The 19,049-nt window shown below is 68.4% G+C and carries 16 protein-coding genes and 7 pseudogenes; 15 read left to right on the top strand and 8 right to left on the bottom strand.

All coding sequences use genetic code 11. From position 1 onward, the window contains the following. The first annotated feature begins 57 nt into the window (after nucleotides 1–57). Nucleotides 58–1,289: pseudogene (gene mnmA, locus V8F63_RS09150) on the top strand (tRNA 2-thiouridine(34) synthase MnmA). A gap of 3 nt (nucleotides 1,290–1,292) precedes the next feature. Here mnmA and V8F63_RS09145 read toward each other — a convergent pair. Beyond that, nucleotides 1,293–1,786, bottom strand: a pseudogene (locus V8F63_RS09145) (helix-turn-helix domain-containing protein). A gap of 165 nt (nucleotides 1,787–1,951) precedes the next feature. On the opposite strand from V8F63_RS09145, the gene V8F63_RS09140 reads away from it, so the two are divergent. The 4 genes and pseudogenes from V8F63_RS09140 (at nucleotide 1,952) to V8F63_RS09125 (ending at nucleotide 5,177) form a co-directional block, all read left to right on the top strand. After that, nucleotides 1,952–2,788 carry a thioesterase family protein gene (locus V8F63_RS09140; protein ID WP_392352917.1) on the top strand — a complete coding sequence of 279 codons (837 nt, stop codon included), beginning with the start codon at nucleotides 1,952–1,954 and terminating at the stop codon, nucleotides 2,786–2,788. 74 nt (nucleotides 2,789–2,862) lie between these two features. After that, nucleotides 2,863–4,050: pseudogene (locus V8F63_RS09135) on the top strand (thiolase family protein). Between the two features lie 46 nt (nucleotides 4,051–4,096). Beyond that, complete coding sequence (eco, locus tag V8F63_RS09130; RefSeq protein ID WP_392352916.1) at nucleotides 4,097–4,609, top strand: serine protease inhibitor ecotin; 513 nt, start codon at nucleotides 4,097–4,099, stop codon at nucleotides 4,607–4,609. 232 nt (nucleotides 4,610–4,841) lie between these two features. Continuing rightward, nucleotides 4,842–5,177 (top strand): VOC family protein, encoded by a 336-nt coding sequence (locus V8F63_RS09125; RefSeq protein ID WP_278070658.1) that lies wholly within the window; start codon nucleotides 4,842–4,844, stop codon nucleotides 5,175–5,177. 3 nt (nucleotides 5,178–5,180) lie between these two features. On the opposite strand, the gene V8F63_RS09120 is transcribed toward V8F63_RS09125, so the two are convergent. From V8F63_RS09120 to thiE, 4 genes and pseudogenes are all read right to left on the bottom strand, one after another. Next, nucleotides 5,181–6,089 (bottom strand): hypothetical protein, encoded by a 909-nt coding sequence (locus tag V8F63_RS09120; RefSeq protein WP_392352915.1) that lies wholly within the window; start codon nucleotides 6,087–6,089, stop codon nucleotides 5,181–5,183. Between the two features lie 60 nt (nucleotides 6,090–6,149). Continuing rightward, nucleotides 6,150–7,103, bottom strand: a complete 954-nt coding sequence (locus V8F63_RS09115) for a HAMP domain-containing sensor histidine kinase (RefSeq protein ID WP_392352914.1) — start codon at nucleotides 7,101–7,103, stop codon at nucleotides 6,150–6,152. Nucleotides 7,104–7,248: 145 nt separating this feature from the next. Further along, nucleotides 7,249–7,824 (bottom strand): hypothetical protein, encoded by a 576-nt coding sequence (locus V8F63_RS09110; protein ID WP_392352913.1) that lies wholly within the window; start codon nucleotides 7,822–7,824, stop codon nucleotides 7,249–7,251. Nucleotides 7,825–7,908: 84 nt separating this feature from the next. After that, a pseudogene (gene thiE, locus V8F63_RS09105) lies at nucleotides 7,909–8,566 on the bottom strand (thiamine phosphate synthase). Nucleotides 8,567–8,683: 117 nt separating this feature from the next. Between thiE and V8F63_RS09100 the strand changes: the two are divergent. From V8F63_RS09100 to V8F63_RS09075, 6 genes and pseudogenes are all read left to right on the top strand, one after another. After that, entirely contained in the window at nucleotides 8,684–8,869 is a 186-nt protein-coding gene (locus tag V8F63_RS09100) for a bacterioferritin-associated ferredoxin (protein WP_025978200.1), read from the top strand. A gap of 160 nt (nucleotides 8,870–9,029) precedes the next feature. Continuing rightward, on the top strand, nucleotides 9,030–9,530 hold the full coding sequence (gene bfr, locus V8F63_RS09095; protein WP_392352912.1) for a bacterioferritin: 501 nt from the start codon (nucleotides 9,030–9,032) through the stop codon (nucleotides 9,528–9,530). Nucleotides 9,531–9,593: 63 nt separating this feature from the next. Then, complete coding sequence (locus tag V8F63_RS09090) at nucleotides 9,594–10,139, top strand: TspO protein (protein WP_392352911.1); 546 nt, start codon at nucleotides 9,594–9,596, stop codon at nucleotides 10,137–10,139. 127 nt (nucleotides 10,140–10,266) lie between these two features. After that, the gene (efp, locus tag V8F63_RS09085) at nucleotides 10,267–10,833 is read left to right on the top strand and encodes an elongation factor P (RefSeq protein ID WP_024353283.1); all 567 of its coding nucleotides are present in this window, start codon (nucleotides 10,267–10,269) and stop codon (nucleotides 10,831–10,833) included. Between the two features lie 128 nt (nucleotides 10,834–10,961). Beyond that, a pseudogene (locus tag V8F63_RS09080) lies at nucleotides 10,962–11,767 on the top strand (inositol monophosphatase family protein). 256 nt (nucleotides 11,768–12,023) lie between these two features. After that, nucleotides 12,024–13,063 (top strand): annotated as a pseudogene (locus V8F63_RS09075) (glycerophosphodiester phosphodiesterase). Nucleotides 13,064–13,197: 134 nt separating this feature from the next. Here V8F63_RS09075 and V8F63_RS09070 read toward each other — a convergent pair. Further along, nucleotides 13,198–15,054: an ABC transporter transmembrane domain-containing protein gene (locus tag V8F63_RS09070; RefSeq protein ID WP_392352910.1), complete on the bottom strand. Its 1,857-nt coding sequence runs from the start codon at nucleotides 15,052–15,054 to the stop codon at nucleotides 13,198–13,200. Between the two features lie 131 nt (nucleotides 15,055–15,185). Here V8F63_RS09070 and rpmE point away from each other — a divergent pair, with 131 nt between their 5' ends. The 3 genes from rpmE to V8F63_RS09055 all read left to right on the top strand — a co-directional run bounded on the left by rpmE (nucleotide 15,186) and on the right by V8F63_RS09055 (nucleotide 17,236). Beyond that, on the top strand, nucleotides 15,186–15,410 hold the full coding sequence (gene rpmE, locus V8F63_RS09065) for a 50S ribosomal protein L31 (protein ID WP_003168899.1): 225 nt from the start codon (nucleotides 15,186–15,188) through the stop codon (nucleotides 15,408–15,410). 153 nt (nucleotides 15,411–15,563) lie between these two features. Continuing rightward, nucleotides 15,564–16,934, top strand: coding sequence for a L,D-transpeptidase family protein (locus tag V8F63_RS09060; RefSeq protein WP_392352909.1), 1,371 nt, complete (start codon nucleotides 15,564–15,566; stop codon nucleotides 16,932–16,934). Beyond that, nucleotides 16,832–17,236: a hypothetical protein gene (locus V8F63_RS09055; RefSeq protein WP_392352908.1), complete on the top strand. Its 405-nt coding sequence runs from the start codon at nucleotides 16,832–16,834 to the stop codon at nucleotides 17,234–17,236. The genes V8F63_RS09060 and V8F63_RS09055 overlap by 103 nt, the downstream gene beginning before the upstream one ends. Here the strand turns inward: V8F63_RS09055 and V8F63_RS09050 are convergent. Both V8F63_RS09050 and V8F63_RS09045 read right to left on the bottom strand, forming a co-directional pair. Next, nucleotides 17,128–17,661, bottom strand: a complete 534-nt coding sequence (locus V8F63_RS09050; protein ID WP_392352907.1) for a DUF1465 family protein — start codon at nucleotides 17,659–17,661, stop codon at nucleotides 17,128–17,130. The genes V8F63_RS09055 and V8F63_RS09050 overlap by 109 nt on opposite strands. Nucleotides 17,662–17,739: 78 nt before the next feature. Continuing rightward, nucleotides 17,740–17,961: a DUF1192 domain-containing protein gene (locus V8F63_RS09045; protein ID WP_025978190.1), complete on the bottom strand. Its 222-nt coding sequence runs from the start codon at nucleotides 17,959–17,961 to the stop codon at nucleotides 17,740–17,742. Between the two features lie 64 nt (nucleotides 17,962–18,025). Here V8F63_RS09045 and V8F63_RS09040 point away from each other — a divergent pair. Further along, a pseudogene (locus V8F63_RS09040) lies at nucleotides 18,026–18,996 on the top strand (NAD(P)H-quinone oxidoreductase). Nucleotides 18,997–19,049: the final 53 nt, after the last annotated feature.

The following is a 19,049-nucleotide window of genomic DNA, read 5'->3' as shown; positions in this document are numbered from 1 at the left end:
TCATTGGCGCGCCATCGTTTTAAGCCAGGCCTCGAAATCGCGCGCCTTAAGGCCTAAATGGCGGCGATGACTATGGACGCCCTGACCGACGACATCCTCTGCCCCGTTCCCGACATCGCCCCCATGTCGCAAGCCGACATGGACGCCGCGATCGAGAGCGTGCGATTGGCCGTGGGCCTGCCCGCCGGCGCGCGCGTGGTCGCCGCCATGTCGGGCGGCGTGGACTCCACCGTCGTCGCCGCCCTGCTGCACAAGGCGGGCTATGACGTGGTGGGCGTGACCCTGCAACTCTACGACCACGGCGAGGCGCTGAAGAAGAAGGGCGCCTGCTGCGCCGGTCAGGACATTCACGACGCCCGTCTGGCCGCCGATCTGATCGGCATCCCGCACTATGTCCTGGACTACGAAAACCGGTTCAAGGACGCGGTGATCGACCAATCGCCGACTCCTATCTGAAGGGCCAGACGCCGGTCCCCTGCATCCGCTGCAATCAGACGGTGAAGTTCCGCGACCTGCTGGACGTCGCGCGCGATCTGGGCGCCGAAGCCATGGCGACCGGCCACTACGTCCGCCGCGCCACCCACGGCAACCGCTCGCAGATGCGCAAGGCGGTCGATCACTCGCGTGACCAGTCCTACTTCCTGTTCGCAACGACCCAGGATCAGCTCGACTATCTGCGCTTCCCCCTGGCCGATCTGGAGAAGCCTCAGGTGCGGGGCGTCGCCGCGTCCCTGGGCCTGCGCATTGCGGCCAAGCCGGACAGCCAGGACATCTGCTTCGTGCCGACCGGCGACTACCGCACCCTGATCGACCGGCTGCGGCCGCAGGGGCGCGAGGCGGGCGACATCGTCCACATGGACGGCCGGGTGCTGGGCCGCCATTCGGGCATCACCGACTACACCATCGGCCAGCGCCGGGGACTGAACGTCGCCGTGGGAGAGCCTCTGTTCGTGGTCAAGCTGGATCCCGAGCATCGCCGCGTCATCGTCGGCCCGCGCGAAGCCCTGCTGACCGCGCGCCTGACGCTGGAGGAAACCAACTGGCTGGGCGACCAGGCCACCATCGAGGAGGCCGCCCGCGACGGCGCCCCGGTGCTGGCCCGCGTTCGCTCGACGCGCCAGCCCTCCTCAGCCCGGCTCATGTTCGTAGAGGACGCCGTTCAGGTGGTGTTCGATCAGGGCGAGGAAGGCGTCGCCCCTGGCCAGGCCTGCGTCCTGTACGACCCGGCCGACGATGAGCGCGTGCTGGGCGGCGGATTTATCGCGTCCACCACGGCGGTTGCTGTCTGACGCCTACGCCGCCTTGTCATCGGCCGGCATGACCTCGCCTACGGTCGCGCGGTTCTCGGCGAAGACGACTTCGACGTCGCGCGGTCGGACCATCTCATTGCAGCAGCCGCAGGCGATGCGGGGCTGCAGGTCATGGCCGCAGGTCTTGTGACGCAGGATGATGCCCGAAGGCTCCTCTCCGTAGACATGCTTGGCGCCCCAGGCGTTCAGGGTGACCAGGACGCCGTACAGATCCTTGCCCTTGGCCGTCAGCACGTACTCGTTGCGGGGGGACGCTCGGAATAGGGTCGCGGCTCCAGCACGCCATGACGCACCAGCGACTTCAGTCGGGCGGCAAGGACGTTGCGCGCCACGCCCAGCCGGTCCTGCCATTGCTCAAAGCGGGTGACGCCGTTGAAGGCGTCGCGGATGACCAGCATGGTCCACGGGTCGCCGATCACCTCGAGGGTGGCGGCGACCGAGCAGCTCTGGCGCGAATAATCGGCGGTGCGTCCCATTTCCCGGAAAGTGACCTCGCGTCAGCCGTTTGACAAGGGTTGCCAATCGCGACGGAGTCAGTCAGTTTCTATTTGCAACGGACATGGCCGCCCCGGGCCATATCCTTCCCTCGACTCGGGGGCGGCGCTGTCGCAGGTTCCGCCTCCGCTTTTCGATGTTGTGTGATGAGCGAAGCCGACTTGATCCACGCCGCCTTCCGCCTGACGCCCGAGGATGAAGGGGTTCTGGCCGCCACCCTGTCCGGCGATTTCTCCAACGGCCCGATCAGCGCCCCGCCCGAAGCGGGCTTTCCCTTCGGCGGCCTGCTGGCGGCCTTGTGCGCCGGGGCCATGCGTCAGGGACTGGGGATCGAGGCGCCGCTGCGCAGTCTGACGGTCCAGTATCTGGCCGCCGCCCGTTACGGCCAGTCCCTGCACTTCCGGCCCCGGATGCTGCGGGGCGGCCGCAACGTCGCCTATGCCGTGGTCGAGGGCGGGCAGGGATCGAAACTGACACACCACGCCAGCGCCACCTATGGCGCCGACGGGCCGACGCCCGCGCCTCTGACGCCGCTGCTGGCGGCGCCGCCCTCGCTGGACAGCCTGATGGACGCGCCGGGCATCAGCGGCCCGATGGCGCCGCGCTTCGCCCAGCACGTCGACTATCGCTTTGACGGCGGCCCCAACATCCTGGGCGGCAATGAAGCCAAGCCCGTCGTCGAGCGGGTCTGGATGCGGGTGAAGGACGGGGCGCCGCTGGACGAGCTGCGGATGTGCTACCTGCTGGACGCCCTCTATCCGCCGGCCTGGACGGCCTTCAAGGCGCCGCCGATGATGACGACGGTGGACCTGCGCTGCGACTTCCTGAACGATCCGACGCCCGACAATGCGCCGGATGGCTGGGCCTTCTTCGAATACCGCCTGCTGGACCACGGCCTGGGCTGGTCGGTGGACGAGGCCATCGCCTGGGGAGCGGACGGCCGCCCGCTGGCCCTGGCCCGCCAGCGCCGCAAGCTGCTGTAAAGCCGCCCCGCTTGCCAGCGGGCCTTCGCCTCCCTAATCCCCCGCGAAACGATTCACTTACGGAAACGCCCCTCATGACCGCCGCCGCTGATCCCGTCGTCATCTGCTCCTTCGCCCGCACGCCGATGGGCGGCTTCCAGGGCGCCCTGTCGCCGGTCAAGGCCACCGATCTGGGCGCTGTCGCGGTCAAGGCCGCTGTCGAGCGTGCAGGCGTCGCGCCTGAAAAGGTCGAGCAGATCTTCATGGGCTGCGTCCTGCCCGCCGGCCTGGGTCAGGCCCCGGCGCGCCAGGCCGCCATCGGCGCAGGCCTCGGCAAACACGTCGAGGCGACGACGGTGAACAAGATGTGCGGCTCAGGGCTCCAGGCGGCCATGATGGCCCACGACGCCCTGCTGGCCGGCACGGCCGAAGTCATCGTTGCGGGCGGCATGGAGTCGATGACCGGCGCCCCTACCTGATGAACAAGCACCGCGGCGGCCCGCATCGGCCACGATGTCATCGTCGATTCCATGATGATGGACGGCCTGGAGGACGCCTATTCGCCCGGCAAGGCCATGGGCGTCTTCGCCGAGGATGCGGCGGCCCAGTATCAGTTCACCCGCGAGCAGATGGACGAATACGCCATCGAGAGCCTGACCCGCGCCAAGGCCGCCATCGCCTCGGGCGCCTTCAAGGCCGAGATCGTCCCGGTCGAGGTCGCCACCCGCAAGGGCCCGGTGACGGTCAGCGAGGATGAACAGCCCGGCAAGGCCGACGCCGCCAAGATTCCGACCCTGCGCCCCGCCTTCGCCAAGGACGGCGCCATCACCGCCGCCAACGCCTCTTCGATCTCGGACGGCGCCGCCGCCCTGGTCATGACGCGCGAGAGCACGGCCAAGGCGCTGGGCCTGCCCATCGTCGCTCGCGTCGTCGCCCACGCCGCCCACGCCCATGAGCCGGGCCTGTTCACCACCGCCCCCGTCCCCGCCATGCAGAAGGCGCTGAAGAAGGCCGGCTGGTCGGTCGAGGACGTGGACCTGTGGGAGGTCAACGAGGCCTTCGCCGTCGTCGCCATGATCGCCCAGCAGGAACTGGGCATCGACCGCGCCAAGCTGAACGTCAACGGCGGCGCCACGGCGCTGGGCCACCCCATCGGCGCCTCGGGCGCCCGCATCCTATCCACCCTGCTGGCGGCGCTTCAGGCGCGCGGCGGCAAGAAGGGCGTGGCCTCGCTGTGCATCGGCGGCGGCGAAGCTGTCGCCATGGCCGTGGAACTGCCCTGATCCTGTGGCGTTGACCGCGGTCAAGCTAACTGTGGAGACCTCCGCCTTGAAACTCCCTGCCCTGCTCGCCGCCGGCGTCGCCGCTCTCAGCCTCGCCGCCTGCGCCACGGCCCAGGCGGAAGGCGCCATGCCTCAGAACGACACAGTCGCCGGTCAGGCCGGTTCCGCTGACCTCAAGGCCTTCCCGGCTGCGACGGCGGGTCAGACCCGCCACGTCATCAACCTGCCGGCCCAGTCGGACGAGGACGCGCTGAAGGTCGAACTGATCCTGGGCAAGACCCAGACGGTCGACTGCAACCGTCAGTTCTTCGGCGGCCGCCTTGAAACCCGCACCGCCGAGGGCTGGGGCTACGACTACTATGTCCTGCCTGCCCTGGGGAGCGCGGCCAGCACCCTGATGGGCTGCCCTCCGGGTTCGGAGCGCCAAGCCTTTGTGACGACGCAGGAACAGCCGCTGATCCGCTACAACTCGCGCCTGCCCGTGGTGGTCTACGCCCCGTCGGACGTCGAGGTGCGTTATCGCGTGTGGCGCGCAGGCGAGACCCAGACGGCGCGCTGATCGCCGCCGTTCTTTGAAATCAGACGCGGGCGTCGGTCGGGTTCGATCGGCGCCCGTTTTGTATCAGGCCCGCGTCTTCCGTTCGCATCCCGCTGCATCAGCGAGGCCAGGGAGGCGCATCCGGCGCTCAGAACGATCATGGGCCAATTCCTGCATTTGCGAACCATTTGCAGGTTTGCGCAGAGTCGGCCGTCGTGCAAGCGTCCGTCTCCATTTCTCTCGGAGAGTCGCCATGCGCGAAGACGGCAAGCTGGATTATCTCGAACTGCCCGCGACGGATCTGGCGGCGCACAAGGCGTTTTACGCCGAGGCGTTCGGCTGGCGCTTCCAGGACTATGGCCCGGACTATGCGGCGTTCAGCGAGGGGCTGGACGGCGGCTTCACCCCCGACGCCATGACGCCCAAGCCCCTGCCCATCCTCTATGCCCATGATCTGGAGGCCATGCAGGCTAAGGTCGAGGCGGCGGGCGGCGCGATCACCCACGCCATCTTCGCCTTCCCCGGCGGGCGTCGTTTCCATTTCCGCGACCCGTCCGGCAACGAACTGGCCGTCTGGTCCGAAAACTAGACCCTATTTCGGGTCCACCGTCTGGGCGATTCGCTCGGCCTCGTCGCGATCGGCGCCGTCCTGGGCCATCACCCAGACGTGAATCTCGGCGGGCTGCGCCGAGCGCTGGAAGAGGTGTTCCATCGCGATGCGACGCGGACCTTCGGTCGTCACCACGGAGATGCGGCCGCCGGCCGTCACCTGCTCGCCGTCATAGATGGGAAACTGCGACGACGGCCCAGCGTAGACCATCAGATAGGTCTTGCCCGCCTTGCGCGCCGAATAGACGTGAGCGTTGGGGCCCGACCGGCCTTCGACCAGTTGGAAGCCTGGCGGCAGGTCGATGCGGAACGGAAGAGCCGCCCGCTCTGCGGCGCTCAGACCTTGCGGCGCGGGCGCAGACGGTGCGGGCCTCGGCGTCGCCGGCGGGGCCGAGGCGGGCGGCGCCTGGGTCGTCGTCGATCGTCGAACTGGCGCCTCCTGGGCGGGTTGCGCCGGGCGGGCCAGAGTTTGGGGCTGGACGGCGGCCGGTGCGGGCGCAGAGGCGGGCGGACGACGGATCGGCTCGACGCGCTGGGGCGCAGGCGCCGGGGTCGGGCGCGGCGGAGAAACAGCTCCCGGCTCAGCCCTTGGCGGAGCGCCGTTCAGGCGACGGGTCAGTTCTTCGATCCGGGCGCGTTCTTCCGGGTCCTGGCGCGCGGCAGGCCCAGCCGGGGCCTGGGTCACAGATGTCTGGGTCACAGATGTCTGGGTCGCAGGCGCCGAGGCGGGGCGTGACGGCGCCGTCGATTGCGGAGCGGGCGGGGCGCCGTTCAGGCGGCGGGTCAGTTCTTCGATGCGAGCGCGCTCGTCCGGGTCCGGCTGGGCGGCGGCGGGGGTCGCAACGACCGCCAGCGGGGCGATAAGCGACAGGGCGACGAGAGCGGCTTTCATGGCTCTGACATTGGCGGCGCGGGCCGCGCCGGGTCAAGCGGCCATATCAGCGGAGCTGTCTCAGACGCCCGGGATCTCCACCCAGAACGTCGCCCCTTGCCCGACGACGGAATGCACGCCGATATCGCCGCCCTGCAGTTCGACCAGCCGCTTGGCCAGCGTCAGGCCGACGCCGTGCCCTTCGATGCTGGAGCGATCCAGGCCCAGGCGGTTGAACGGCTCGAAAAGCTGAGCCTGCTTGTCTTCCGACAGGCCCGGCCCCCGATCGATCACCTCAATGCGGATGCGGTCGCCGCTCCATGCCGCCCGCAGAACGACCACCCCGCCCGACGCGCCGTATTTCATGGCGTTGCTGGCCAGGTTGCCGACCACCTGCGTCAGTCGCTGGGAGTCGGCCATCGCCACCAGGGCGTCGCCATCGGCGATCACGTCGATCCGCAGGCCTTCCGCTTCTGGCAACAGCGCCATGGACCGGCGCACGTCTTCCAGTACGCCGCTGACCTCGGTCGGCCGCAGGTCGACCTTGACCGCCCCGGCTTCGGCGCGCGCCACATCCAGCAGATCATGCGTCAGCGCCTCGATCTGGCGCGCCGTCTTGACCAGCATCTGCGCCATTTCGACCTGGCTGTCCGTCACCTGGCCCAGATGGCCGCCCGCCCACAGTTCGCCGATGCCGATGACGCCGCCGACGGGGCTCTTGATCTCATGAGCCACATTGGCCAGCAGCCGAGACTTGGCGGCCGATGCTCGTTCGGCGCGCAATCGTCCCTCCTTGGCGCGCTGCATCAACTGGTCGCGCTCCTCGAGCAGGGCGGCGACCACGAGGATCGGCATATAGCCCAGCAGCACCAGAAGCTGCGCCAACAAGGCGCGATCCTCGGCTGCGAACTGATGATAGGGCCCGTGCCCCGCCATCGTGCCGCCGATGGCGACCACCGACACCATTAACAGAGCCCATGCGGCTCCAATGACGCGGAACCGCACCGCTGCGAGCAGGATCAACGGCAGCAGCAAGAAGCCGAACGGCAGGCTAAGATGGGAAAAGAGCGCATAGCAGGCTCCCCGAGCAGGGCGCCGAGGCCGAGACCTTCGGCCAGTCGCGCCGGTTGCTTCAACACTTGCCAATGCGCCTTGCGCAGGCTCAGCCCGACGACGCCGATCACGGCGAATCCAAGGGCGTGGCCGCTCCACCAAATGCGGAAGGCGTCGAGGAATCCTGTCCGCCGACGTTCGCCACAGCCACACAGGCCAGCAACGCCGCCGGAAGAGGGGCGATGGCGCATATGGTCCAAAACCGGGCTAGCCCCTGGACGCTATCGACGTGCAGGCCCGTCACCATTCGGCGCGTCAGCACGACTGCAAGCACGATTTCCAGCACATTGCTCAGGGTGAACAGGGCCGAAAGCCACAAAGGGTTTCCGGCCAGTATCTCGCCCGCGAACACCCCCGCCGCCACAACGGCGCCGAAACCCAAATCGTACTGAAGACCGCGGCCGCTGCGCAGCCAGGCGGCCATCGCCAGCCCGCCTGCGCCCCACAAGCCGGCGATCAGTCCGTTGGTGCGAGCGAAGCTGATCGCCAGCACCACCAGGATCGCGACGCCCAGGGCCGTCAGGATGGGCGCCAGCGGCTGGCGGAAGAAATCAGCGTTGGGCGGGACCTGGGTTTCAACCCCGATCGCCCCCTTCGCTGTCGCTTCCAGTGCGACCTCACTCCTGTGGAGCGCGCGGCTCATGCTCATCAATCCGGCCCAGATTAGAGTCTCGGGACCTGATCTTGATCGATGTTCCTAAACATCCTCTGAAATCGACGCGGGACTTCAGGATGCCGCGTTCAGCACCTCGTTGAAGGCGCGCACGGCCGCTGCGGCGCCATCGGGATGCAGCCACACGCCAGCGCTAACCGCCACGAAGTCCGCGCCCGCCGCCGCCAGCCCGCCGGCGTTCTCGACCGTCACCCCGCCGATGGCGACGCAGGGCGTCTCCATGGTTTCCTGCCAGATGGTCAGGATATCCGGCTCAGCGTGGTGCACGACGTCCTTGGTCTGCGTGGGGTAGAAGGCGCCGAAGGCGACGTAGTCGGCGCCTCCTCGGCCGCCTCCATCGCCAGGTGGCGGCTGTCATGGCAGGTGACGCCGATCATGGCGTCCTCGCCCATGATCCGGCGCGCGTCGGCAAGCGACGCGTCGTCCTGGCCGACGTGAACGCCGTCGCAGCCCGTAGCGCGGGCCAGATCGGGGCGGTCGTTCAGGATCAGAGCCACGTCGTGCGCCTGGCAGATCGGCCTCAGCCGGGCGACGGCGGCGCGATCTCATCGTCGGAGGCCTCCTTCAGCCGCAGTTGCACGGCGGCGCAGTCGCCGGCGGACAGGGCGGCCTCCAGCTGGACGGCGAAGGCTTCCAGGCCCGGCAGGGCCGAGGGCGTGATCAGATACAGCCGGCAGGGCGGACGGGCGGGAATTTGCGGTTGACGAGCCATGACACCGCCCTGCCCTCCGACGCCGACGGCGTCAATGTCGCAGAGCGCATGAGAATGATTTGCACCCGCCTTAATAGATGCTATAGCGAGCCATTCTCAAGTTCCGGGTGCCTCGCCTTGTACGTTTGCAACTGTAACGGTCTCCGCCAGCGTGACGTCGCCCTCGCCATCGAGGCGGGCGCTAGCCGCCCGAAGGACATCTTCGCCAGCCACCAGTGCGCGCCGCAATGCGCCAAATGCGTGTGCGAGATGCGCCAGATGATCCAGGAGCAGCAGTCCGCCTTCGCCATGGCGGCGGAATAATCCGTTTTGAAAGCGGATTTCACTCGCATTATCAATGCAGTGATAAAAACTCGCAAATAAGCTGCGACGGCAAAGCCGTGGTATGTAGTCGTCACGGGCGGTCCCGAGGCTCGGTCTTACGTCAAGGCCGACTCGCCGCTGCTTTTAAAGGACGACGACCATGAAGGGCGATCCCGCGATCATCCGCACCCTCAATGCGGTGCTGACCAACGAGCTGACGGCGGTGAACCAGTACTTCCTGCACGCCCGCATGTTCGAAAGCTGGGGCCTCAGCCACCTCGGCAACGTCATCTACGAAGAATCGATCGGCGAGATGAAGCACGCCGACATGCTGATCAAACGCATCCTCTTCCTGGACGGCCTGCCCAACCTGCAGGACCTGCACAAGCTGAAGGTCGGCGAAGATCCGATCGAGTGCCTGGGCGCCGACCTGCAACTGGAGATCGACAGCTGCGCGACGACGCGCGACGCCGTCACCCAGTGCGAGCAGGCCCGCGACTACGTCAGCCGCGACCTGCTGATGAAGATCCTGGCCGACACCGAAGAGCACGTGGACTTCCTGGAGAACCAGCACAGCCTGATCCAGCTGATGGGCGCGCAGAACTATCTGCAGTCCGCCATGAAGGAAATCGTCACCGACGGCGCCGCCACCGGCAACTGATCCAAAGGCCGGGCGCGGCGTCAGCGAGCGGGAACGTCCGCCGCGCCCGGTTGTTTTGGCTGCATGACCAGCATGGATGACGCCCTCGACGCCGCCCGCGATCACGCAGCGGATTTCCTCAATGCTGAAGGCCGCGACTGGCGGCACGTGGCCCTGGGGGCGGCGGTGACCGTCGGTTTCGCCCTGGCGGCTACCGTGGTCGCCACCCGCGCCGTTCCCCCGCAAGCCCGCAGCCTGACCGGCGCCCGAAAGCGCGAAGGCCCGATCACCGAGCGCCCGCGCGGGCCGTTCAGCCTGATCCTGCCCGCCGTCTTTTCGGCCACGACCCTGTCGGCTCTGCGCGTGTGGAACGCGCCGGCCCGGCCCGGCCGCAACGCCGCTATGGGCCTGTGGGCCGTCGCTCAGGCGGTCAACGCCGTCTGGCTGGCCGCCCGCCCGACCGGGCGCTGGACCCAAATTCTGGCCGCCATGTCCTCAGCCGGCCTGGCCGCCGCCTTCGCCCATGAAGCGCGCAAGCTCGACCTCGGCGCAGCCAAGCTGGCGGCGCCGACCGGCATCGGCGTGCGTCTGGCCAATCGGGCTGAGGGCAGCCTGGACGGCCCGACCTGAAACAACGCGCCGCGACGCCCCCGCCATTGCCCTTTTTCGCCTTATCCTCTAGGGCTCGCGGCGATTTGGCGCGCCACGCTCTGGCGGTCGGCGCCAGCCGCCCCCAGCAACGAGCCCTACGGTTCTCATGAAAATCAACGCCAACACCATCAAGCCCGGCATGGTCCTGCAACACAACGGCGGCCTGTGGGTCGTCACCAAGGCCAGCCACGTCAAGCCCGGCAAGGGCGGCGCCTTCGCCAACGTCGAGGCCAAGAACCTCGAAACCGGCAACAAGCTGAACGAACGCTTCCGCTCGGAAGACAAGGTCGAGCGCGTCACGCTGGAACAGCGCGACTACTCCTACCTGTTCGACAACGGCGAGACCCTCGTCTTCATGGACGACGAATCCTACGAGCAGATCGAACTGCAAAAGGGCTGGGTCGGCGAAGACCGCATCCCCTACCTGCAGGAAGGCATGAAGGTCATCATCGAGTCGCACGAAGAGCGTCCGATCGGTCTGGAACTGCCGGAACAGGTCGTTCTGGAAGTCGTCGAGACCGAGCCCACCGTGAAGGGCCAGACCGCCTCGTCGTCCTACAAGCCCGCCAAGGCTTCGAACGGCATCCGCGTCATGATCCCGCCCTTCATGTCGACCGGCGAGAAGATCGTCGTCGACACCTCGACCGGCGAATACGTCCGCCGCGCGGACTAAAAACACCGCCTTTCCCGGCCAAGGTCGGGCAAGTTAAGACTACAGGGGCGCGGATGGTCCGCGCCCTTTGCTTCTCCGTCCATCCGGGCTGCGGCCTTTTGAGGATCGACGGATCAGGAGAACCGCCTATGGCCCTCGCTTCCGCCCTGCTCCAGGTCATGATGGACGCCGTCCGCAAGACCGCCCGCCCGATGCTTCGGGATTTCGGCGAGGTGTCCCAGCTGCAGGTGTCCCGCAAGGGCCCCGGCGACTTCGTCACCGCCGCCGACATCAAGGCGGAACAGACCCTGTTCGAACTGCTGCTGAAGGCCCGCCCGGGCTACGGCTTCCTGGGCGAAGAGCGCGGCATGATCGAGGGAACCGACAAGACCCACACCTGGATCGTCGACCCGATCGACGGGACCACCAACTTCATGCACGCCATGCCCCACTTCGCCATCACGGTGGGCCTGGAGCGCAAGCACCCCGACGGCACGGCCGAAATCGTGGCCTGCGTCACCTACAACCCGGTCATGAACGAGATGTTCTGGGCCGAAAAGGGCAAGGGCTGCTACCTGAACGACACGCGCATCCGCACCGCCGGGCGCGCCGACATGGCCGAGTGCCTGATCGCCACCGGCCTGCCCTTCATCGGCAAGACCGGCCACGGCCAGGCCATCAAGGACATCCACGCCGTGGGCCAGCGCGTCGCGGGCATCCGCCGTCTGGGCGCCGCATCGCTGGACTTCGCCTGGGTCGCGGCGGGCCGCTACGATGCCTATTTCGAGCGCAACCTGCAGCCGTGGGACGTGGCGGCGGGCATCCTGCTGGTCACAGAGGCGGGGGCGTCGTCACCACCATCGACCAGGACGGCGATCCGATGAACGGCAAGCAGATCGTCGCCGGCAACCCCGACATCCAGGCCAAGCTGCGCAAGATCCTGCGCGAGTCGTGAGACGTGCACCCCTCTCCCGATGGGAGAGGGCTTGAGCCTCCAAGAGCGAAGCGATTGGCTAAGGCGAAAGGGTGAGGGTTCGCGGCGAAAGTCGGCGTAAGCCGCCGCGCCACGGCTCACGCCGACTGATAGGACAAGCCCCTCACCCTTTCGCGCAAGAACAATCGCCTTCGGCTCTCGTGCGCTCAAGCCCTCTCCCGCCGGGAGAGGGTCACGCGATCACGCGCCTGTCACGTGCTGCCCCTACCCTTCGCGCATGATCGCCGCCATCCTGACCGCCGTCCTCCTGTCGTCGAGCCAACCGGCCATGTCCGCTCCCTCCGCCAAGCCTACCGTCATCGCCCACCGCGGCGCCTCGGGCGAACGGCCGGAGCACACCCGCGCCGCCTATGAGTTGGCGATCGAACAGGGCGCGGACTTCATCGAGCCGGACCTGGTCATGACCCGCGACGGCCATCTGGTCGTCCGCCACGAGAACGAGATCGGCGAGACCACCAACGTCGCCGATCACGAGGAATTCGCCGTTCGCCGCACGACCCGCGAGGTGGACGCCCGCCCCGTGACCGGCTGGTTCACCGAAGACTTCACCCTGGCCGAGTTGAAGACCCTGCGCGCGCGCGAGCGTCTGCCCGCCCTGCGCCCTGCCTCGGCCGCCTTCGACGGCCAGGAGCCGATCCTAACCTTCGAGGAAGTGGTCGCCATCGCCCGCGACGCCAGCGTCCGCACCGGCCGCGTCATCGGCGTCGCGCCCGAGCTGAAGCACCCCAGCCATTTCGCCGCCCTGAACCTGCCGATGGAGGACGCCTTCGTCGCGACGCTGGAGCGCCACAGCCTGACCGGCGCGGACGCCCCCTCCTGATCCAGTGCTTTGAGGTCGGGACTCTGACGCGGCTGGCGGCGCGCATCGACGCGCCGCTGCTGCAATTGATGCAATCGAGCGGCGGCCCCGCCGACCGGCCCGGCGCGACCTACACTGAGATGGCGACGCCGACGGGACTGGCCGAAGTCGCCCGCTACGCTGACGCCATCGGGGTGCAGGATCTGATGGTCGTACCGCGCGATGACGCGGGTCGCGCGCTACGGGCTTCGTCGCTGACGAAGGACGCCCATGCGGCGGGCTTGAAGGTCGTGGTCTGGACTTTTCGGGCCGAGAATCTGTTCCTGCCCGCGCAGTATCGCAGGGGCGCAGCGCCCGCCGACCACGGCGACCTGACGGGCTGGCTGAAGGCGATCTACGCGCTGGGCGTCGACGCTGTATTCAGCGATTTTCCTACGGTCGCCATAAACGCGCGCTGACGCCTTTCCTCCCCATGAAATGGGGAGGGGGACCGCGAAGCGGTGGAGGGGCCGGGACCGCGGAACCAAGCGGCCCCTCCGTCACGTCGCCTCCGGCTCTGCGCCACCTCCCCATTGCATGGGGAGCAGAGGGTTTACGTCCCCTGAAACTGCAGCTTGGCCAGGCGCGCATACAGCCCGCCCTTGGCTGACAGCTCGGCGTGCGTGCCTTCTTCGACCACCTGGCCGCCGTCCATCACCACGATGCGGTCAGCCCGCAGCACCGTCGCCAGACGGTGGGCGATGACCAGGGTGGTGCGTTCGGACATGGCCTGATCCAGCGCCGCCTGGACCAGACGTTCGTTCTCGGCGTCGAGGGCGCTGGTCGCCTCGTCCAGCAGCAGGATCGGCGCCTCGCGCACCAGGGCCCGCGCGATGGCCAGGCGCTGGCGCTGGCCGCCCGACAAGCTCTTGCCGCGCTCGCCCAGCGGCGTGTCGAAGCCCTCCGGCAAGGCGTCGATGAAGCCCAGGGCCTGCGCCTCGGCGGCGACGGCGCGGGTCTCTTCCAGCGTGGCGGCCTCGCGGCCGAAGCGGATGTTCTCCAGCGCCGAGCCCGAGAACAGCGGCGCCTCCTGCGACACCCAGGCGAAGCGATTGCGCACCGCGACCGGATCGGCCGCGCGCACGTCCACGCCGTCGACCGACACCAGGCCCGACTGCGGATCATAGAAACGCAGCAGCAGGCGGAAGACCGTCGACTTGCCCGCCCCCGACGGCCCGACCAGAGCCACCGTCTCGCCCGGCCGCACGGTCAGGCTGAAGCCCTTCAGCGCAGGCAGGTCGGGGCGGCCCGGATAGGCGAAGTCCACCGCCGACATCGACACTTCGCCGCGCGGCGGCTGAGGCAGGGCGACCGGACTGGCGGGCGGCGCGATGGCAGGCGTCGCCCGCATCAGCTCGTCGATCCGCTCCATGGCGCCCGCCGCCTTCTGCACGTCGCCCCAGCTTTCGCCCAGCGCGCCCACGGCCCCCGCCGCGAACACCGACAGCAGCACGAACTGCAGCAGAGCGCCCGGCGTCATGGTCCCGGCGATCACGTCCTGCGCGCCCAGCCACAGCACCAGGGTCACGCCGCCGAACATGACGACGATGATCATGGCCGTCATCACCGCCCGCGCCCGCATCCGCTTCAGGGAGACGCCGAACGCCTCCTCCACCGCCGCGCCGAAGCGGCCGATGGCGCTCTTTTCGCGGCCGAAGGCCTGAACCGTCTCGATGGCGTCGACGCTTTCCCCGGCGAAGCCCACGGCCCCGGCAAAGGTGTCCTGCGACTTCACCGTCAGCTTGCGCACGATCCGACCGAAGATGAACAGCGGCGCGATCAGCACCGGCACGATCAACAGGACGAAGCCCGTCAGCTTCGGGCTGACGAAGAACAGCAGGATCACCCCGCCGATCAGGGTCAGGAAGTTGCGCAGCGCATAGCTGATCGAGGTGGTCAGCAGGGTGTCGACCAGCTGGATATCCGTCGTCAGACGCGACAGCACCTCGCCCGTACGCATATGGGCGAAGAAGACGGGGTCCAGCGTCAGGATGCGCTGGAACAGCGCTGTGCGCAGGTCGGCGATGATCCGCTCGCCGGTCTTGGTCACGTAGAAATAGCGCAACGCCGTCGCCAGCCCCAGGATCACGGCGTTGAGGCCCAGGATCAGGAACCACTTATCGATGTCGGCGCCGCCGTTCTCGAATCCCTGGTCGATGGCGCCGCGCGCCGTCGCCGTCAGGGCCAGCGACGCGACAGTCGAACCGATCAGCCAGATCGCCGAAATTCCCGCGTCCAGCCTGTGCCGGGCCAGGAACGGCAGCAACCGGCCCAGCGGACGGATGTTGCGGCTCTTGGCGCGCTTGCCGCCCGCCTCATCCATCTGTTCGGCCAGGACGGCCCCGGCGCCGGGGCGGCCCTCGGGCTGTCCTGTCGGTTGGGCGTGACGTTGCGGTTCGGCGTGGGTCATGGCAGCGCTCTTGCCCCGGATCGCCCCCGGTGTAAACGCCGCCCCTCGCTCCCGTCGCGCTCCGTGGCGGGATTCTCTAATTACGCGCAGTGACGGTCGGCATCGTCGTCGCGCAGAGACGGACAAGATCGATGAAAGCGGACACGCACCCCGACTACCACTTCATCACTGTTGTGATGACCGACGGCACCACCTACCAGACCCGTTCGACCTACGGGAAGGAAGGCGCCACGCTGAACCTGGACATCGACCCGACGTCTCACCCGGCCTGGACCGGCGGCAACCAGCACCTGATGGACCGCGGCGGCCGCGTGTCGCGCTTCAACAACAAGTTCGGCGGCTTCATCAAGAAGTAAGCCACGCTTGCTGCGACATGTTCGCCACAAAAGCGTCGGTCCCCGGGCCGGCGCTTTTTTGTTGCCTGGAACGCCGTTAACATGGGTGCGTTCGATCCTCCGGGGCGTGGACGCTGGGTCCGGGCCGATATCGGACCACAAGAGTTGCAGACGATGAATCGACGGGAACTGGGCCTTGGCGTCGCCACGACGAGCCTGACGCTGGCGGCCGCAAGCGGAGCGCTTGCGCAGACCCGCACGACCGACCCGCAGATTTTCATCGCCGGCTTTGACGCTCAGGCCGGGCGCCTGCCCGCCGCCCAGCAGGCCGACGTCCGCGCCGTCTATCAGCTGACCCAGGGCAAGCCCATCTGGACCGCCGACCGCCTGCGCGTGCTTCAGGAAGTCGCCGCCGGGGCCGAGCGCCACGGCCTGCCCGCCGGAGACTTCTTCGACTTCGTCGGCCTGGCCGCCGACCGCGAAACGGCCGAAATCCGCACCACCGCCGCCGCCCTGGCCTATGCGAAGGTTCTGGCCGAGGGCCGCGTCCGGCCCGAGACGGTCGAAGAGCTGTGGGAGATGCAGAAGAACAGCGTCGACCTGCCGCGCGGCCTCGTCGACGCCGTCGCCGCCAACAAACTGAGCCAGTGGTTCGACGCCCTGCCCCCGACGGATCTGGGCTACACCAATCTGTCGGCCGGTTACGCCCGCTATCGCCGGATCGCCCGTCAGGGCGGCTGGCCTGCTTTTCGCCTGAACAGCGGCACGATCGAGCCGGGAACCAGCGACCCGCGTATCCCCGCCCTGATCGCCCGCCTGGCGGCTGAGGGCGACCTGAGCGCCGCCAACGCCGAGCGCCTGAAGGGCAATCTGGCTTACGGCCCTGAGTTGCAGCAGGCGGTGCGCAGTTTCCAGACCCGCCACGGGCTGGGCGCCGACGGCCGCATCGGCGGCGCCACCCAGCGCTCGCTGACCGCGACGGCCGAGGATCGCGCCCGCCAGATCGCCCTGAACCTGGAGCGCCGCCGCTGGCTGAAGCGCGACCTGAATCCCGAGCGGATCGAGGTCAACACCGCCGCCGCCATCATGGTCTACTGGAAGGACGGCAAGCCGGTTCACTCCAACCGCGTCGTCGTCGGCACCGTCGCCAACCAGACCCCCAGCCTTGAAAAGCCGTTCGCCTCGGTCGTGGCCAATCCGCCGTGGACGGTGCCGATGGGCATCGCGCGTCGCGAAATCCTGCCGAAGGGCCCCGCCTACCTTGCCGCCAACGACATGTACGTCAACGCCGACGGCTGGGTGGTGCAGCGCGCCGGGCCGAAGTCGTCGCTGGGCAATGTGAAGTTCGAGTTGCAGGACAGCTACGCCATCTTCCTGCACGACACGCCCGCGCGGGGGCGTTCAACCTGTCGGTGCGTCAGCGCAGCCACGGCTGCGTGCGGGTGCAGGACGCCATCGGCTTCGCCCGCCTGCTGCTTTCGCCCGATCCCGAGCGTCTGGCCCTGTTCGATGCAGCCCAGGCCAGCGGCGAGACCAAACGGGTGACCACCGGCCGCAACATCGGCGTGCGCCTGCTCTACTGGACCGCCTTCGTCGACGGCCAGGGCCGCGTCGCCTTCCGCGAGGACGTCTACAAGCGCGACGCCAAGCTGGCTAACGCCCTGGGCATCTCTGTGAACCTGCCGCAAGTCGTGGCCGACGCCCCGATCGACCCGGACGAAGTGACGGCGCCGCCGCCTTATCCAAAGGCGGCGCGCAGCATATCCATCTGGCTCTGCACCGGATTGGCGGAGGTCGTCGCCGGCTCGACATACATCTGTCGATCCAGGTGCAGCACGCGGTCATAGAGCTTCTCGGCCCGCACGGCGTATTCGATCAGGGCGATCGGCAGGTCGCCGCGGCGCGGTTCCGTCTCGATGCGGCGATCCGCCAGGCGATAGCGGGGATCGCCCGCCGCCTCGGCGCTCATATCCTGTTCGCGCACGGCGCGCTGGACCAGCAGCCACGATGCGATCTGCATCAGCCGGGTGGTCAGCTTCATGCTCTCGCCCGCATAGGACAGAGCCGCCGCGCGCGACAGCAGGCGCAGATCCTGACGCCCGTCGCCGTCCAGATAGGCGGCGGTCTCCTCGACCAGTTCCATGCCTTCGCGGAAGGTGCGCTCAAACAGCTCGGAACGCGCGAAATCCAGCACCTCGGCGCCCGACAGGCCTGCCCGGCTCAGATTGGCTTCAATGGCGGTCACAGGCGTCCATCCAAGAATTTCATCCATCCGCTGGCTGCAATCGTCATGCCACGGAAGTCGCCTCTTCGGGAGAGCGCCGTCGAAACCATCCCCAACCGCTGTCGCTCAGCGGAAGTTGAACAGCGCATCGGCGGCGCTGCGTTGCGACGACTTGCCGTCGATGGCGGCCCTGGAGCGCGCGATCTCGGCCTCAAGGGCGGCGATCCGCTCCTGCAGTTCGTCCACGGCGTAGAGGTCCAGGTCTTCGCGGGCCAGGGCGGCGATCGCCTCGCCGCGCTGTCGGCGGGGCTCCAGATCTTCGAAACTCAACCTCGCCTCCTTGGCCATTGCGGGCGCGAACCCCTATGTGAACGCCGCATTGAACAGGAATGCAAGCAAGGGAGCCTCCGCCATGCAGGCCATAGAGATCGAGAACGGACGCGGCCCGGCCGACGCCCTGCGCCTGACGACGCGCCCCCTGCCCGTTCCGGCCCCCGGCGAGATCCGCATCCGTGTGCGGGCGGCGGGGGTCAACCGCCCGGACATCGTCCAGCGCGAGGGCCGCTATCCGCCTCAGCCGGGCGCTTCGGACATTCTGGGACTGGAGGTTGCGGGCGAAGTCGAGGCCGTCGGCGAAGGCGTGACGCGCTGGGCGATCGGCGACCGGGTCTGCGCCCTGCTAGGCGGCGGCGGATATGCGCAATACGCCGTGGTCGACGCCCGCCACGCCCTTCCGATTCCCGACGGCCTCGACTTCGTGCAGGCCGCCGCCCTGCCCGAGACCGCCTTCACCGTCTTCGCCAACGTCTTCGAGGGCGGCGGGCTGAAGGCGGGCGAGACCCTGCTGCTCCACGGCGCCACCAGCGGCATCGGCGTCATGGCCATCCAGATGGCCAAGGCGGCGGGCGCCCGCGTCATCGCCACCTCGCGGGGCGCGGCCAAGGCCGAGGCCGCCCGCGCCCTGGGCGCCGACGTCAGTCTGGATGCGACGGCGCAGGACCTGGCGGCCGCCATTCAGGACGCGGGCGGCGCTGACGTGGTGCTGGACATGGCGGGCTCGGCCTATGCCGAGCTGAACCTCAACGCCCTGAAGCCCGGCGGGCGCTGGGTTGTGATCGCCGCCCTCACCGGCGCCAAGGCCGAGGTCGATCTTATGCGGATCATGCTGAAGCGGATCGTGCTGACCGGCTCGACCCTGCGCAGCCGCCCCGCCGATGAAAAGGCCCGGCTGGCCGCCGCCGTCGAGGCGACCGTCTGGCCGTGGGTCGCATCCGGCGCCGTCAAGGCGCAGGTCGAGGCGACCTTCCCCTGGCCGAGGCCGCCGCCGCCCACGCTCACCTGGAAGCGGGCGCCCACGTCGGCAAGGTCGTGCTGCTGCCCTGATCAAGGAAAAGGGCGGGAAGCCGAAGCCTCCCGCCCTAATCGTCAAACCGTCG

Source organism: Brevundimonas sp. LF-1 (genome assembly GCF_037055305.1).
Lineage (GTDB): Bacteria > Pseudomonadota > Alphaproteobacteria > Caulobacterales > Caulobacteraceae > Brevundimonas > Brevundimonas sanguinis.
This window is presented reverse-complemented; position numbering and strand designations above follow the sequence as displayed.

Bases quoted from the DNA above. Each gene is read 5' to 3' on its own strand.
- V8F63_RS09140 (WP_392352917.1), top strand. From the start codon at position 1,952: ATGAGCGAAGCCGACTTGATCCACGCCGCCTTCCGCCTGACGCCCGAG.
- V8F63_RS09125 (WP_278070658.1), top strand. From the start codon at position 4,842: ATGCGCGAAGACGGCAAGCTGGATTATCTCGAACTGCCCGCGACGGAT.
- V8F63_RS09120 (WP_392352915.1), bottom strand. From the start codon at position 6,089: ATGAAAGCCGCTCTCGTCGCCCTGTCGCTTATCGCCCCGCTGGCGGTC.
- V8F63_RS09110 (WP_392352913.1), bottom strand. From the start codon at position 7,824: ATGAGCCGCGCGCTCCACAGGAGTGAGGTCGCACTGGAAGCGACAGCG.
- bfr (WP_392352912.1), top strand. From the start codon at position 9,030: ATGAAGGGCGATCCCGCGATCATCCGCACCCTCAATGCGGTGCTGACC.
- V8F63_RS09090 (WP_392352911.1), top strand. From the start codon at position 9,594: ATGACCAGCATGGATGACGCCCTCGACGCCGCCCGCGATCACGCAGCG.
- efp (WP_024353283.1), top strand. From the start codon at position 10,267: ATGAAAATCAACGCCAACACCATCAAGCCCGGCATGGTCCTGCAACAC.
- V8F63_RS09070 (WP_392352910.1), bottom strand. From the start codon at position 15,054: ATGACCCACGCCGAACCGCAACGTCACGCCCAACCGACAGGACAGCCC.
- rpmE (WP_003168899.1), top strand. From the start codon at position 15,186: ATGAAAGCGGACACGCACCCCGACTACCACTTCATCACTGTTGTGATG.
- V8F63_RS09060 (WP_392352909.1), top strand. From the start codon at position 15,564: ATGAATCGACGGGAACTGGGCCTTGGCGTCGCCACGACGAGCCTGACG.
- V8F63_RS09050 (WP_392352907.1), bottom strand. From the start codon at position 17,661: ATGGATGAAATTCTTGGATGGACGCCTGTGACCGCCATTGAAGCCAAT.
- V8F63_RS09045 (WP_025978190.1), bottom strand. From the start codon at position 17,961: ATGGCCAAGGAGGCGAGGTTGAGTTTCGAAGATCTGGAGCCCCGCCGA.